This is a genomic window from Stenotrophomonas sp. AS012628 (genome assembly GCF_010608305.1).
Classification (GTDB): Bacteria; Pseudomonadota; Gammaproteobacteria; order Xanthomonadales; family Xanthomonadaceae; genus Stenotrophomonas; species Stenotrophomonas geniculata.
The window spans coordinates 29,928-44,801 of the sequence record NZ_VMBJ01000016.1; the positions used below are offsets into that span (position 1 = coordinate 29,928).

Annotated in this window: 11 protein-coding genes; 4 read left to right on the forward strand and 7 right to left on the reverse strand. The window is 66.3% G+C overall.

Annotated elements, in window-relative coordinates:
• Window positions 1-454 precede the first annotated feature (454 nt).
• The 3 genes from G5A07_RS09525 to G5A07_RS09535 all read right to left on the reverse strand — a co-directional run bounded on the left by G5A07_RS09525 (window position 455) and on the right by G5A07_RS09535 (window position 3,447).
• A complete protein-coding gene (locus G5A07_RS09525) occupies window positions 455-1,237 on the reverse strand; it encodes a helix-turn-helix transcriptional regulator (RefSeq protein WP_008267447.1) in 783 nt (260 codons plus the stop codon).
• 153 nt (window positions 1,238-1,390) lie between these two features.
• A protein-coding gene (prfB, locus tag G5A07_RS09530) for a peptide chain release factor 2 (RefSeq protein ID WP_097048047.1) occupies window positions 1,391-2,516 on the reverse strand; the annotation gives its coding sequence in 2 pieces (ribosomal slippage) (window positions 1,391-2,440 and window positions 2,442-2,516; 1,125 coding nt in all).
• Between the two features lie 70 nt (window positions 2,517-2,586).
• Window positions 2,587-3,447 (reverse strand): LytTR family DNA-binding domain-containing protein, encoded by an 861-nt coding sequence (locus tag G5A07_RS09535; protein ID WP_053442954.1) that lies wholly within the window; start codon window positions 3,445-3,447, stop codon window positions 2,587-2,589.
• Between the two features lie 175 nt (window positions 3,448-3,622).
• Here G5A07_RS09535 and G5A07_RS09540 point away from each other — a divergent pair, with 175 nt between their 5' ends.
• Both G5A07_RS09540 and G5A07_RS09545 read left to right on the forward strand, forming a co-directional pair.
• Window positions 3,623-4,822, forward strand: a complete 1,200-nt coding sequence (locus tag G5A07_RS09540) for an acyltransferase family protein (RefSeq protein WP_191863208.1) — start codon at window positions 3,623-3,625, stop codon at window positions 4,820-4,822.
• Between the two features lie 324 nt (window positions 4,823-5,146).
• Window positions 5,147-6,304, forward strand: coding sequence for a hypothetical protein (locus G5A07_RS09545; protein WP_191863209.1), 1,158 nt, complete (start codon window positions 5,147-5,149; stop codon window positions 6,302-6,304).
• A gap of 110 nt (window positions 6,305-6,414) precedes the next feature.
• On the opposite strand, the gene G5A07_RS09550 is transcribed toward G5A07_RS09545, so the two are convergent.
• Window positions 6,415-9,324 (reverse strand): VIT domain-containing protein, encoded by a 2,910-nt coding sequence (locus G5A07_RS09550; protein ID WP_191863210.1) that lies wholly within the window; start codon window positions 9,322-9,324, stop codon window positions 6,415-6,417.
• A gap of 124 nt (window positions 9,325-9,448) precedes the next feature.
• On the reverse strand, window positions 9,449-11,206 hold the full coding sequence (gene recJ / locus G5A07_RS09555; protein ID WP_191863211.1) for a single-stranded-DNA-specific exonuclease RecJ: 1,758 nt from the start codon (window positions 11,204-11,206) through the stop codon (window positions 9,449-9,451).
• A gap of 121 nt (window positions 11,207-11,327) precedes the next feature.
• On the opposite strand from recJ, the gene G5A07_RS09560 reads away from it, so the two are divergent.
• Both G5A07_RS09560 and G5A07_RS09565 read left to right on the forward strand, forming a co-directional pair.
• On the forward strand, window positions 11,328-12,371 hold the full coding sequence (locus G5A07_RS09560; RefSeq protein ID WP_191851263.1) for a DUF1176 domain-containing protein: 1,044 nt from the start codon (window positions 11,328-11,330) through the stop codon (window positions 12,369-12,371).
• A 117-nt stretch (window positions 12,372-12,488) separates the two neighbouring features.
• Entirely contained in the window at window positions 12,489-13,442 is a 954-nt protein-coding gene (locus G5A07_RS09565; protein ID WP_262405883.1) for a DUF1176 domain-containing protein, read from the forward strand.
• A 38-nt stretch (window positions 13,443-13,480) separates the two neighbouring features.
• On the opposite strand, the gene G5A07_RS09570 is transcribed toward G5A07_RS09565, so the two are convergent.
• Window positions 13,481-14,401 (reverse strand): phosphoglycerate mutase, encoded by a 921-nt coding sequence (locus G5A07_RS09570; protein WP_191863212.1) that lies wholly within the window; start codon window positions 14,399-14,401, stop codon window positions 13,481-13,483.
• 4 nt (window positions 14,402-14,405) lie between these two features.
• Window positions 14,406-14,870, reverse strand: coding sequence for a transcription elongation factor GreA (gene greA / locus G5A07_RS09575; RefSeq protein WP_026347191.1), 465 nt, complete (start codon window positions 14,868-14,870; stop codon window positions 14,406-14,408).
• Window positions 14,871-14,874 lie beyond the last annotated feature (4 nt).

Consider the following 14,874-nt stretch of genomic DNA (forward strand, 5'->3'; position numbering starts at 1 on the left):
TGACCTGCACTTACCTGTCTGAATGGGGATAGGTGCCGGCAGGGCTGCGCCCTGCACCCGCAGAGGCCAGGGCAACGTCAAGGTCAAAGGCCTGCATTCCGTGGGATGGCGGGGTGGGTCCGCGATCTGTCGGAAATACTTTTGGGGTCAGATCCGTTTTCCTGTGGAAAACGGATCTGACCCCCGGAATTTCATTCGATATCTGACAGATGTGTCGACCAAGGTCGACACCTACCTACAGCCACTACCTACAGCCACGTGAACCTGTCGAAGGTGGGGCGGTGTCGGAGTGCGGGGTGTCAGCCGCATGGATGCGGCTGCCAAGCCCCCAGGGACGGGTTTACGGCGTCCCCGCACTCCGACACCGCCCCGCCATCTCACGGAATGCCCGCCGTTGCCGTTGCTGTTGCTCGGCCTCTGCGGGTGCAGGGCTGCAAGCCCTGCCGAACACCCCCTACTTTCGCGGCAGGTAGGTCACCAGGGACAGATCGTGCCGGCTCTCCGGCACCAGCGCCACGTACTGCAGGTCCAGCAACCCGCGCGTGGGATGGTTCAACTTCTTCGCACCTTCATCGAACCGCCGCACGTCGTGCTCCGGCCACCACTGACGGAATTCCTCGCTATGCGCGGCAATGTCCTCCACCAGCGCCAGGAACGGCGCCTTGTCCGGCGCCTGCGCCATCGCCGCACGGAAACCTGCCAGCAGGCCGCGGGTCATTTCTTCCCAGTTGAGGATCAGCGTGCGGTACGGCGGGTACAGAAACATCAGCCGCAGCGTGTTGCGTTCATGCGGTGCCAGCTGGCTGTAGTCCACGAACAGCTCAGCGATGGCCGGGTTCCAGGCCAGGATGTCGAAGCGGGTATTGCGCACATACGCAGGGATCGGCTGCATCGCCTCCACCAGCTGGCGCAGGCCATCGGTCACGCTTTCGTCCGGTGATTCCAGTGGCACGCCATAGCCGGACAACGCGAACGCATAGGCGCGTTCGTCGTCGCTCATGCGCAGCACCTGCGCCAGGCGCTCAAGCACCTCGGGCGAGGCACGCACTTCGCGGCCCTGCTCGATCCAGGTGTACCAGCTGACGCTTACGCCGATGGCCAGCGCCACTTCCTCGCGCTTCAGGCCCGGGGTGCGCCGGCGCCCGGCCGGAAGGCCGAGCGTGGCGGGATCGACACGGGCGCGGCAGGCCTTGAGGAAGCCGCCCAGTTCCTTGCGTTCACTTTCGCTGCGCATCATCGCTACCGCCGTGCCCGTTGTAGCGTCGAGCCATGCTCGACGCATCTGCTACCCCGCGAAATGCAGCTGAGCATGGCTAAGCTCTACAGGACGCGTGATCGACCACCCTCGGCGTTGCGCACGAGGGTGACGATATCCGCGCAGGCGCGCCGATCAGGCATCGACGCGCTTGGAGCCCACAGCCAGGCCGGCCTTCAGGCTGGCCTCGACGAACTCGTCCAGGTCGCCATCCAGCACCTTCTGCGTATCTGAACGCTCGATGCCGGTGCGCAGGTCCTTGATGCGGCTCTGGTCCAGCACGTAGTTGCGGATCTGGCTGCCCCAGCCGATGTCGGACTTGGTGGCTTCCACCGCGTCCTTCTCGGCGTTGCGCTTCTGGATCTCCAGCTCGTACAGCTTGGCGGCCAGCATCTTCATCGCGTTGTCGCGGTTCTGGTGCTGGCTGCGGCCGGTCTGGCAGGCCACAACGATGTTGGTCGGGATGTGGGTGATACGCACTGCCGACTCGGTCTTGTTCACGTGCTGGCCACCAGCACCGGACGAACGGTACACGTCGGTACGCAGGTCGGCCGGGTTGATGGTGATGTCGATGTTGTCATCGATTTCCGGCGACACGAACACCGAGGTGAAGCTGGTGTGGCGGCGGTTGTCCGAGTCGAACGGCGACTTGCGCACCAAGCGGTGCACGCCGGTCTCGGTCTTCAGCCAGCCATAGGCGTAGTCGCCTTCCACGCGCAGGGTGGCCGACTTGATGCCGGCGACGTCGCCACCGGAGACTTCCATCAACTCGGTCTTCCAGCCGCGCGATTCACACCAGCGCAGGTACATGCGCAGCAGGATCTCGGCCCAGTCCTGGGCTTCGGTGCCACCGGCACCGGCCTGGATGTCGACGAATGCGGCAGCATTGTCCATCTCGCCGGAGAACATGCGCTGGAATTCCAGCTTCTCGACGTGCGACTGGTGCTTGTCCAGGTCGGCGACCACGGCCAGCGCGGTGTCCTCGTCCTGCTCGGACTCGGCCAGCTCAAGCAGTTCGGTGGCATCAGCCAGGCCGTCGAGCACCGAGGCGATGCCGCCCACGGTCTTTTCCAGGCTGGAGCGCTCGCGGCCCAGATTCTGGGCGTACTCGGCGTTGTTCCAGACGTCGGGGCTTTCCAGCTCCCGCGTTACTTCTTCAAGACGCTCTTTCTTGGCGTCGTAGTCAAAGATACCCCCGAAGCGACAGCACGCGATCGGTCAGATCGGTGATGCGCTGGCGGACAGGATTCAGTTCGATCATGTCGGCGGTTATGCATTCAAAAGATGACTGGTAATGATACCGCAGGCCGGGGATGCCCGGAATGAGGGCCTCATCCGGCCCCCAACGCCTGCCGGAGCAGCGGCAGCTGGCGCCGGCTGCAGGGCACCTTGGCCCCGTCGGCCATATGCAGCAGGGCCTCGCCCCCCTCCAGCGGCTCGATCGAGCGCAGCTGGCCCCGGTTGATCAGCCAGCTGCGGTGCGGGCGCAGGAACTCGCTCGGGTCCAGCCGCTGCTCCAGCACCGCCATGGTGATCCGCAGCGGGTAGTCGTGGCCGCGTACCCGCAGGTTCACGTAGTTCCCCGCCGCCTGGGCGTACTCCACGTCGGCGGTGGCGACCAGGAACTCCTTGCCCAGCTTGCGCACCAGGAAGTGCTGGGGACGCTCGACCGGCTCCACCGGCGGGCCGACGTCAGGCTCGGCCAGCAGGCTCGCCTCACCCTGCCTGCGCCGGCCGAACCAGCTGGCGAAGTGCTCCAGTGCCACGAACATCGCGAACGTGCGCACATCCTTCAGGTATTCGTAGGCAAAACGCTCCAGCCATCCCGCATCGTCCTGGTAGCGGTAGCCCAGCGATACATAGGCCAGGTGCCGAAGCAGCATCATCCCCACCACGTGCAGCAGCGACCAGCCTACGCTGGCCAGCAGATACACCGGCAACCGCTGCTTCCATGTATCGGCATGCAGCGGCCAGCGCTCGCAGCCCCACCACAGCAACGGCAGGGTCAGCAGGATCAGGGCGAGGCTGCTGAACTCCCAGATCATCGGTTCCCACAGGCCGAGATCGGCACCGCGGCGACTGGCGTCCATCACTTCCACCAGCGCATTGGTCACTGCTGAAGCCGACAGGATCGTCGCCCATACCAGCAGGCGCGTTGAAGTACGCCAGCGCGATGGTCGGCCCTGGGTCATTGCTGCATCCATGTTGTTGCGGTGCTCCAGCCTGCCTCAAGGGACCAAAGGTAGCCGCTCCATTGGTCCCGCCACCCCCGCCATTGGTCACTGCGCGGGTTCCGGCGGCCCCTTGGCAGTGGCTGCACAGGCCGGACGGCGTCACGTTGGCTCGACCTTCCGGCACACCTCCACCATGACCCGACGCCACGACATCGACGCCCTGCGCGTGTTCGCCTTCGCCCTGCTGATCCTCTACCACACCGCCATGGCCTATGTGGACGACTGGGGCTTCCACCTCAAGAGCGTGCATACCGCCGAATGGCTGCAGTGGCCGATGCTGTTCGTCAACCGCTGGCGGATGTCGCTGCTGTTCCTGATTTCAGGCATCGCCATCGCGCTGATGCGGCCGGAAGGCAGGCTGCTGCGCTTTGCCGGCCTGCGCACGTGGCGGCTGCTGCTGCCCCTGCTGTTCGGCATGTTCGTGATCGTGCCGATCCAGCCCTACTGCGAGGGCGTGGCCAACGGTCATGTTGCGCCCGGCTTCGGGCATTTCCTGCTGCGCTACTGGCAGGTGCGGCCGTGGCCGGAAGGCAGTTTCGCCGGCTGGCAATACGGCATCACCTGGAACCACCTGTGGTACCTGGCCTATCTGTGGAACTACACGCTGGCCCTGGCCCTGCTGATGCCATTGCTGGGAACGGCCGTGGTGCGCCATGCGATCGCGTTCTGCGCCGCCTCGCCGATACTGCTGATCGGAATTCCGTCTGCGCTGCTGCTGGCCTGGGTGATCTGGCTGGAGCCGGTCTATCCGTCCACCAATGCCCTGCTTGGCGACTGGTATCAGCACGCGAAGTACGCGACAGTGTTCCTGGCCGGCTACCTGCTCGGTCGTGAGCCGCTGTTCTGGCAACGCGTGGTCTCCCTGCGCCGCACTACGCTGTGGCTGGCGCTGGCGGCGGTCGGCTGGTATCTGGGGTTGCGCATCCTCGGCCAGGTGCTGCCGGTTGACTCCTCGCTGCGGCAATGGCCTGAAACGTTCTGGGACCTGCAGGGCAGGACCAGCCAGTCGGTGTACGTCTGGACCGCGCTGCTGGCCATCCTCGGCTGGGGCAAGGTCTTCCTCGACCGCCCGTTCGGCTGGCTACCGTACTGCACCGAGGCCATCTATCCCTGGTACATGCTGCACCAGAGCCTGATCATCGTGCTGTTGTTCTGGCTCAAGCCATTGCAACTGGGTCCTTGGCTGGAGCCGTCGCTACTGCTGGGCGGCACCGTCGGCGGCTGCCTGCTGATCCACGAACTGCTGATCCGTCGCGTGCGCTGGCTGCGCCCCCTGTTCGGCCTGAAGGCCGATCCGCTATCGTCACCGGTTGCACACGCTGCGCAGTTGTAGAGCCGAGCCCACGCTCGGCTGCTTCTGCCATGAGCCGAGCATGGGCTCGGCTCTACACGTCCACCTACCGGTAATCCACTTCTGGCTGGCCGCTACTGATAGCACTGTCACGGGCGCACCAGCGCCGGCGCTTACTGGCTGACGTGCTGGCTGGCTGATAGACCAGCATCGATGCTGGGGACTCCACACGGGACCTCGTACGGGCAACGGATACGCAGCATGTTCATGGCATTTGCAACTATTCGCATTGGAAGTTCCACAGCGCCCTGCCAGTGTAGGAAGTCGCCTTTACGACGGAAGGCACGTTTTGCCTGGAGCCCTGCAATGGATCAATCCGACATCAATCTGCTAGTTGCCTTTGTTGACTCGGAAGAAGCTGCGCTTGCTGAGGAACGTCAAGGCGACATTTACCCGTGCTATCACTACCAACTCGGAGCACTTGCACCGAAAGCAGGTCGCCAGTTGTCTGGGGATCTGCTGCAACGTTTCTACCTCCACTGGCTGCGCGTGGGTGACTGGAAGGTCGCCGGACTCCCTGAGAGAGACTTTCCCACCCTTGTTGCAGCCTATCTGGAACTCACAAAGCTCCCAATAGGCTACGACACGCGCCCACCCAGCCGAAGCCTCGAGCACCTGTTCTGCTTCGGCTTCAATGAGCATGGCGAGCTGCCAAGTGGCACGGTTGCAAATGCAGCCGATCTGAAACAGCGCACGCGTCTGGTGGAGCATTGCAGGAAATACCAGTCGTTCCATGCCCAGCGAGAGAAGGTCGAGAAATTCCTTCCGTTCCGCTCGTCGGCCCCGATCATTCTCGAAGCCGGCCGATTCCTGCAACACGATATCAAGGAAATGGGGCCGATCCTCTACTGGGGCATGGCACTCATTGCACAACTCAATGAGGACACGCGCATCGAGATGGCACATGACCTGATGGTCAGGGCGTGGTCTGGAGACGGAGATCGAAACCACGCGCTCTCCGTGCTTTACCTGACCGCCGAGTCCGCCCGACCACACTGCGCGGAGAACAGCGAGTACGCCGCTCTTTGTGAAAATCTGGCACAACTGCATGACATGCGGATCATGGCGGGGGACGCTGTCCAGCTGGTGCAGCGCCAGGGTTGGTGCGTGCAGAACATCCGAGACTGGAGCGCCAGAATCACCCTCTATCAGGACGGCGAGTACAGCAGCGAGAGCGGGCATCCTCGGATCAGCCTGACCCTCAACAGTTGGCCTGACAGCCCTTGGTCAATCAACCTGACCTCTGGTGATGGCTCCTACGTCGCCTACCGGGACAGACCCACCAGCAACGACTTCCAGTTGCCGCCAATCATCGGTGCCAAGCTTGATCACTTTCCCGAATGGGTCAAGCAGATAAATACAAGCCTGGGTATCAACTTGGTTCCAGGCACGGATTCGGTTGCGTCTGCCCACAAGAATCGCACGCTGGCCAGACAACTAGACGCTTGGATGCGCGGAAAATAGCAGTGTAGAGCCGAGCCCACGCTCGGCTGCTTCTGCCATGAGCCGAGCGCAGGCTCGGCTCTACGTTGAGGCAGTCGAGCAAGCTCGACTCCACAGGGGCGTCCGAGTGATCAACGCACCTCGAATTCGCCCACCAGCACGGTTTCCGCTCGGTCCTTCAGCCGCATCGTCACCATCTGATCCTTCTGCTTCGGCGTGCCCCAGTGGGTGGTCAGCCGCAGCATCAAGGTTGTCGCACCGGTCACCAGCTGCTGGCGGCTGCCAAAGTAGTTCGCCTCCACCTTGTACCTGCCCGGCTTGGCGTTGCGCAGCGAGAACTGCTCGGGGCCATAGCCGCCGGTGAAGTCCTGCGACATCTGCCCGCCCTGGTAGGTCAGGCGGTTGCCGTAGTAGGCGCGCTCGCCGTTCGGGTCGGTCACCCACAGGTCCATGTCGCTGTTGTCGGCATCCCACGACAGCACCACCCGCAGGTCCAGCGGCATCGCCTGCAGCAGGCGCGGGTCGATGCTGGTGGTATCCAGCCGGGGCGTGCTGCGGGCCACCAGGTTGGTCAGTTCATCCAAGGCGATCAGGGCGATGCCATCGAAGCGGCTGTCCCACGGCCGCACCACCACCTGGTACAGCGGCGCCAGCGCCTGCTGCGGCTTGCCGGCCGCCGCCAGTGCCAGGCCGAGGTCGCGGAAGCTCTGCGGCTCTTCCTGGCCCATGGCCAGCACCTGCTCGAACACCGGCACCGCCAGCGCGGGGGCATCGGCCTGCATCAGCCGATAGCCGAGCACGCGCAGCAGGTGGCGATTGTCCAGGTCCATCTCGGCCAGGTTCGACAACACGCGCAGTGCCAGGTCGCGCTGACCCTGCGCCAGCAGCAGGTCGGCCACGTCGAGGAAGAATGCGCTGCTGTCGGCATGGGCATCGCGCTCGGCCAGGTAGCGGTCATACAGTTGCGACGCCGGGCCCTGGCGCAAGCGCCGGGCGATGGTCGAGTCCGGCTGCCAGGCCGCCAGCTGGATGCCGAGCTCGCCCTCGTTGGCGGCAGCGGGCGCAGCGACACGGCCACCCGTGACCGTGATTGAATCCAGGGCCTTGTTGGATGCAGGCGCCGAGCGACGTGCACGCGCGCTGCTGGCTTCCATGCGCTGCTCGGCGGCGGCCATCGGTGCCAGGGCGGGCGGTGCCGCAGGGGCCGGCGCGGCGAGCATCGCCACCGGCGCCGATTCCATCGCGTAGTCCGCGGAGGCCACTTCCAGTGCCCCGCCCTTCGGCTGCGGCGGCATTCCCTTCGGCCAGCTGCGGTTCCACCATTGCTGGCGCTCCTTCCAGCGTGCAGCCACTTCATCCAGGCGCTCGCGATCCGCAGCGGCGCGATCCGCCACCTGCACGGCGAATCGTGCATCGTATTCGGTGCGGAGCGTGCCAGACGGACGGATCGCATAGCGCAGGTAGTCATCCAGGGTTTCCAGCACGATCAGCGAGGTATCCGGCCCCACCAGGCCAAACTGCTGGGACAGGCGCTGCATGGCCTCACGGTTGCTGCGGCGGTCGACGGCCAGTTGCTGCAGGCGCGCCTGCGCCCACAGGCCGGCCAGCAGTTCGCCGTCATCGCTTTTCTGCGTGGCCGGCAGCGCCTGCCATTCGCCGCCACCCACGCGCACCCGCATCGGCACACCGTCGGCCGCTAGTCGTGCGTGCAGCCACAGCCAGCCCTGGGCTTCACTGCGACGATCGATCACCACGTCCTGCACGCCGCGCCCCGCATCGACCTGCACATCCAACGGCGACGACAGCAGCTCGCGCGCCGCTGCATCGACATCCTCACCCAGTGCAACAAAGCGGCCACCATGCGCTTCGCTCCAACCACGCAGTCGCACGGCATCGGTGCGCGCACCGGCGCTGCTGATTGCAAACAGGCGTTGATCCGCCACCATCGCCGGTAGCTGTTCCGGCCCATAGGTCAGCAGGCCATCGCTGACCAGCAGGTATTCCTTCACGCCCGGCTGCGGCTGCCACTGTGCCAGCGCGCTGGCACCGTCCGGGCGCACGGCCTGCAGGGCTGCGCGCAGTTCACTCCAGTTGCCGGCGCGGATACGGAATCGACGCACCTGTTCGGCGCGATCGCGCAGCACGGTCAACGCCACGGTGCCGTCACCCATCGCGGCGAAGTACCGATCCAGCAGGGCGAACTCGCACGTGCGGTCACGCTGCCCACCCGAGCCGGAGCCATCCCACAGCAGGCCGATCTCGCGGGGCAACGTGCGCGGCGTGCTGCCGGTCGACACCGGCAGCTGCGCCAACAGGTAGTGCCCGTCCTGCCAGGGCGCCACCTGGACCTGCGCCTGACGTGCTGCGGGCAGGCTCCACTGCAGCTGCTTCGGCAACTGCGCGCCCCTGCCCTGCCACTGCAGCTGGCCCGCGCTGATGCGGAATGGCGCCGTACCCGCGGCCGTCGCGCCCGGGGCCTGCAGCTTCAGTTCAACCGAGGCTGCACCGGCGGCGAACTGCAGCGGCAGCGTCCATTGCCAGCCGTGGCCGTCGAAGGCCAACGGCTCACGCATCACCAGCTGCACGCGCCGACTGCCGCCGGCCGGCAGCGGGTAGATGCGCAGGCGGAACTGGTTGCCAGCGGTCTGTTCCAGCAGGCCCGGGTCGACGCCGCGGCGGGCGATCTCCTCGAATACCTGACGACCGCGGTCCTTGGGCACCGGCACCGCGTCACGCAGCTCGCCGTTGATATCCAGCGCGAAGCCGCTGATCTGCTGACCGTCGCCCAGCGGGAACTGCAGCTCACCTTCCAGCACGCGCCGGTTTGGGTTATGGAATTCCAGGGTGATCCGGGTCTGGGCGATGCCCGCCTGGACTTCGCCCTCGATGCGTGCGCGCTGCAACTGCACCGGTTGTTCGGCGGCCGGCGCGATCAGCAGCGGCGTGGCGGCCTGCGGCCGGGAGATCCGTGGCGACTGCGCGCCAGCGGGCCAGGCCACAAGGGCCAGCAACAACACAGTGCAGCATCGGGCGAAGACCATGACCGGACTCCAGTGGGATCGTGGACGGTTCAACGCTTCAGCATGGCAGACGGGGTTACCGTTCCAACACTGAAGTCGTCCGCCGGGCGTGGCCCGGCGCTACCTTGGCGTCTGGCACCCTTTCCTAGGCGGGCAGGCAGTGCTCGATGATCAACTGGATGGCGCTGCCGCCGCGGTAGTCGTCGCAGGCCAGGCGGTAGGCGAGATGCACGTGGCGGCCCGGCGCGTTCCCGTGCCAGCCGCCGAAGTGGATCGCGTTGATCGTGCCGGGTACGCCTGGCAGGCGCAGTTCCAGCTTGAGGTGGCGTTCCTTCAGCACGCGCCAGTTGGCCACTTCGAAGTGGCCGTCGAACAGCGGCTCGGGGAAGCCTTGGCCCCACGGTCCAGCAAGACGCAGCGCGTCGGCGTGGCGATGGTCGAGTTCGTCCGCCGCCAGTTCGCCGTCGCTGAGTACCTGCTGCTGGAGCGCGGCCGGGTCGAGCATTTCCAGCACCACGGCGACGAAGGCCGCCTTGAAGTCATCGACGTGATCGAGGCGCAGGCTGAGGCCGGCCGCCATGGCGTGGCCGCCGAAGCGTTCGATCAAGCCCGGATGGCGCGCATCGACCAATGCCAGTGCGTCACGGATATGCAGGCCGGGGATCGAGCGCGCCGAGCCACGCAGGGTGTCGGCGCCCGGCTCGGCCGGTGCGAAGGCGATCACCGGGCGATGCAAGCGATCCTTCATCTTCGACGCGACCAGGCCAACTACGCCCGGATGCCAGTCTGCATCGAAGAGGCAGGCCGCCACCGGTCGCTGGCCAGCCATGTCCAGCACCACGCGGGTCAACGCCTGCTCGGCGTCGTCAGTCATCGACTGCTGCACGGCGCGCCGTTCCGCATTGATCTGCTCCAGCGTCTGCGCGATCTCGCGCGCCTGCCGTGGGTCTTCGGTCAGCAGCAGCGCGATGCCCAGCGCCATGTCTTCCAGCCGGCCCGCCGCGTTCAGGCGTGGGCCGAGTGCGAAGCCGATGTCGGTGGCCGTCAGTCGCGTGGCGTCACGGCCACTGGCTTCGATCAGCGCACGCAGGCCGACACAACCCTGCCCTGCGCGCAGACGGCGCAGGCCCGCGCTGACCAGCGCCCGGTTGTTCGGGTCCAGCGCCACCAGATCGGCGACGGTGCCGACCGCCACCAGGTCCAGCAGCGTGGTCAGGTCCGGTCCCTTGCCATCGGCAAAGACACCGGCCTCGCGCATCTGCCGGCGCAACGCCATCAGCACGTAGAAGATCACGCCGACGCCTGCCAGCGACTTGCTGGGGAAGGCGTCGCCGTCGAGATTGGGATCGACGATGACATCGGCCGGCGGCAACTGCGGACCGGGAAGATGGTGATCGGTGACCAGCACCTGCCAGCCACGCGCCTTGGCCGCGATGACACCGGCGTGGCAGGCAATGCCGTGGTCGACCGTGACCAGCAGGTCCGGCTGCAGCGCGGCCAGCTCCTCCACCAGCGACGGCGACAGGCCGTAGCCGTGCACCATGCGGTTGGGCACCGCGTGGAAGACATGCTGCGCGCCGAGCATGCGCAGGCCACGCACGCCGACCGCGCAGGCGGTGGCACCATCGCAATCGAAATCGCCGACCACCAGGATGCGCTTGTCGTTGGCGATGGCCTCGACCAGCAAGCCCACCGCATCGTCGATGCCGGTCAGCAGCTCGGGGGCGTGCAGATTGCCCAGTTTCGGCTGCGCGAGCTCCGGGGTATGCGCGCCGCGTGCAGCGTACAGGCGCGCCAGCAGCGGCAGCGTGCCCTCCGGCCAGCTTCCGGGCGCGACCGCATCGCGGCGGCGGATCGTCGGCGTATCAGGAGATGACTGCACAGCATCGGCGGCAAGGGACATCGGCATCGCCGGGTGACGGAAGACCCGCGCATGATACCCGCTCGGCGTGCCCGGCTCTTCCCGGGCTTGGCGCAGGCGCGGCCATCGCCCATGCTTGTTCGCTTCTGAAACGGAATTCGCCATGTACCGCCCGCTGAGCGCACTGATTGTAGGCCTGCTGCTGCCGCTTGCCAGTCATGCCGCAAACACGCCGGTCACACCCGGTATCGAGTTCGTGCACCACGACTGGTTCCTGGCCTGCGACAACACCGGCACCTGCCGTGCCGCGGGTTATGGACCGGAAAACGCAGACAGCCTGCTGGGCCTGATGTTGGAACGTGCCGGCGGTCCCGGTACAACAGTGAAGGCGCGGCTGCGGGTGGGCGAGGATGGCGAAAGCGCAATGCCTGAAGGAGCGATGCGCCTGCTGGTGAACGACCGTGATCTGGGCCCGGTGCAGGACACCGGCGCCGACGAGGCCGTGACGCTGCGTCCCGCGCAGGTTGAAGCACTGCTCGCCGCCCTGCCCGGCCGGGCCCGCATCGAGGTCATCGACAACAACGGCACCCGCTGGCCGATTTCCGACCGTGGGGCTGCCGCCGTACTGCTGAAAATGGACGAGGCACAAGGGCGGATCGGAACACCCGGCGCCCTGGTGCGGCGTGGCACCCGTTCCGAGGCAAGCGTGCCGGCTGCACGGGCCAGACCGGTGATCGTGCGCGCCACGCTGGCGGCCGCTCGACCCGGCGACCGTGCACTGGGTACCAGCGAAGCGCTGCGCGACGCCCTGATTGCCACGATCGGCGACAGCGACGACTGTCCGCACCTGGTCGAGTACACGGGAACTCCGGAAATGGTGATCGAGCGCCTGGACGGCAGCCATGTGCTGGTCCAAGCGCTGTGCCAGATGGGTGCGTACAACTACAGCAATGGTTTCTGGATCGCGCGCGATCAGCCACCGTATGCGGCGGAGGTGGTCACACTGGAAGCCGAGGGCTTCTCGCGTGAAGACCGCACGCTGTATGCGCGCTACAAGGGTCGGGGCATCGGCGACTGCGTTTCCGGCTCGGACTGGGCATGGGACGGTCGCAGATTCCAACCCAGCAGCGCGTTCAGTACGGGCCTGTGTCGCGGCATCCCGGGCGGGCACTGGAACCTGCCGACCCTGGTCAGCGAGGTTCGTTGAATGCGCACCCTTTCTCTGCTGCAGGCGCCCCTGTTCCTGCTGGGTTTGCTGATGATGCCTTCGGCTGCTTCGGCCACGGATGCGGTGGGCGGATCGTTCGCCGATGGCGACTGGTTCATGGCCTGCGACAACACGCGCACTTGTCGTCTCGCCGGTGTCGGCGCACTGGCGCCGCTGAGGCTGGCCGCGCTGATCGAGCGCAATGGCGGCCCCGGAGCCGCGGTGGAGATCCGGCTGACACTCGCCCGCGACAGCGTTGACGATCCCGAAGCGCAGGCACAGTCCCCTACCGGCGAACTGCAATTGCGGTTGGATGGAACGCCCGCCGGCAGCATCGGCGTACTGGAGTCGGCGACGGAGCATGCAACGCTGACACCGGCCCAGGTGCAGGCGTTCAGTGCAGCCCTCATCGAGCATTCACCCATCAGCGTCACCGACAGCAAGGGCCAGGCATGGTCGCTCTCCGCATCCGGCGCAGCCGCGCTGATGCTGAAGATGGATCAGTTCCAGCAGCGCCTGGAGACGCCTGGCGCGCTGGTGAGACGAGGGCATAGACCGGAGTCGCGCGTGCCACCCGCCCTCCCGAAGCCACAGCTTGCCACGCCATCCATGGCGGTCGAGCCGCATGAGGAAGACGTACACCTGGAGGACCGCGAGGACCTGCGCCGCCTGCTTCAGCCCAGCAGCAAGGTCGACTGGGCATGCGCCCCGAATGTGCAGCAGACCGCGCCGCATTCCATCGCCATCCAGCGATTGGACGATCATCACCTGCTCGCCTCTGTTGTCTGCCACACCCAGGCGCTCAACGTGCCGGCGGGCACGTGGGTGATCAACGACCAGGCGCCGTTCAATCCCGTATTCATTACCCAGGGCGCACTCTTTGCGCGCTCGCCCGAGGCGGTCTTTCTCGAGGAAACCGTGGAGACCGACCAGGATCGCTGCGAAACCGGGCGCTACTGGTCGTGGGATGGGCAGCGGATGCAGCTGGCCATGGAGTACGTCGGCGGCACCTGCAGTGGCTCTGGCGCCTCCACCTGGCAGCTGCCGACCTACGTTTCGGAGTTCCGCTAGGGCACCCGCCGGGCGTGGCCCGGCGCTACCTGGATGCTTCAGGCATCGTGAAGCTGGCGCGGCTTCTTCCAGAACTGCCAGCGCTGTCCACGGTCCAGCTGGAACTGCAGGCCGTCTTCGAAATCCAGCACCAGCCGCTGCAGCTCACCACGCTTGAGCGCGGCCAGCAGCGGACGGATCGCTTCATTGCCGAGCTGCTGCAGGGAACGCAGCTGGCGCAGATCCACCAATGCATCCACCGCCTGCTCGCCGTCCACGGCGACGCCAGCCGCCAGGGCCAGGCCCTGCAACAGGACATCGCGGCTACGCACCTGTGCGTGCGGCGTGCTGACCGACACCGGCATCACGCCACCGCCCCAGAACCACAGCGAATTGATCGGCTGTTGTCCCTGCACGGCGCGCTGCTGGTTCCAGGAATGGTTGTGCAGCAGTACCTGCGCTTCGGTCATCAGCGCCCGCCAGCGGCGGCCGCCCTCGCCTTCGGGCAGGTGAGAGAACAGGTCATCGCCCAGCACCTCGTCCGGACTGTCGAAGTCCGGCAGGGCCAGGTCGATCGGAAGCCGCAGGTACCAGCGCGAAGGATCCGGTGCGTCGAGCACGAATCCGGCATCGGCAAACAGCGGCTGCAGCACCGGCAGCAACGCCAGGCTGTCCGCCAAGGTCGGCCGCAGTGTTTCGCCGTAGGCCATCATCCGCGCGCCGTGCATGTCCGGCACCATGCAGGCCGGGTCGGCACGCAGCCAGCAGGCGCCGGCCGCATCGCCGACGTCGCGCTGGCGGGTCAACGCGGCCACCGGCCAGTGCGGCGCGGCAACCGTGAAATGGCGCGTCAGTTGTGCGCGTTCGCCCGGTGCGACCTGCACCGTCGTGGCACGGCCGAGCGCACGCGCCACATCGTCCGGCAGCGCAGCCGCGGCAAAGCGGCTGCGTGCAGGCAACAGCAGGGTCGCCGTCGCCACGTGGTCAGTCCACGTAGCTGACGCTGACGATCTCGTACTCGCGCTGGCCGGCCGGGGCGTCGATCACGATCGAATCGCCTTCCAGCTTGCCGATCATCGCGCGCGCCACCGGCGAGGAAATCGCGATCAGGCCCAGCTTGATGTCCGCTTCCAGGTCACCAACGATCTGGTACTTCTTCTCTTCGTCGGTTTCCACGTCGGCCAGCGTCACGCTGGCGCCGAACACCACCTTGGAGCCGGCATTGAGCTTGCTCACGTCGATGATCTCGGCGTGCGACAGCTCACCTTCCAGCTGCTTGATGCGGCCTTCGATGAAGCCCTGTTCCTCGCGCGCGGCATGGTACTCGGCGTTCTCCTTCAGGTCACCGTGCTCACGCGCCTCGGCGATCGCGGCGATCACCTTCGGGCGCTTGACCGACTTCAGGTGATCCAGTTCGTCGCGCAGCTTCTGCGCGCCCTTCATCGTGATGGGG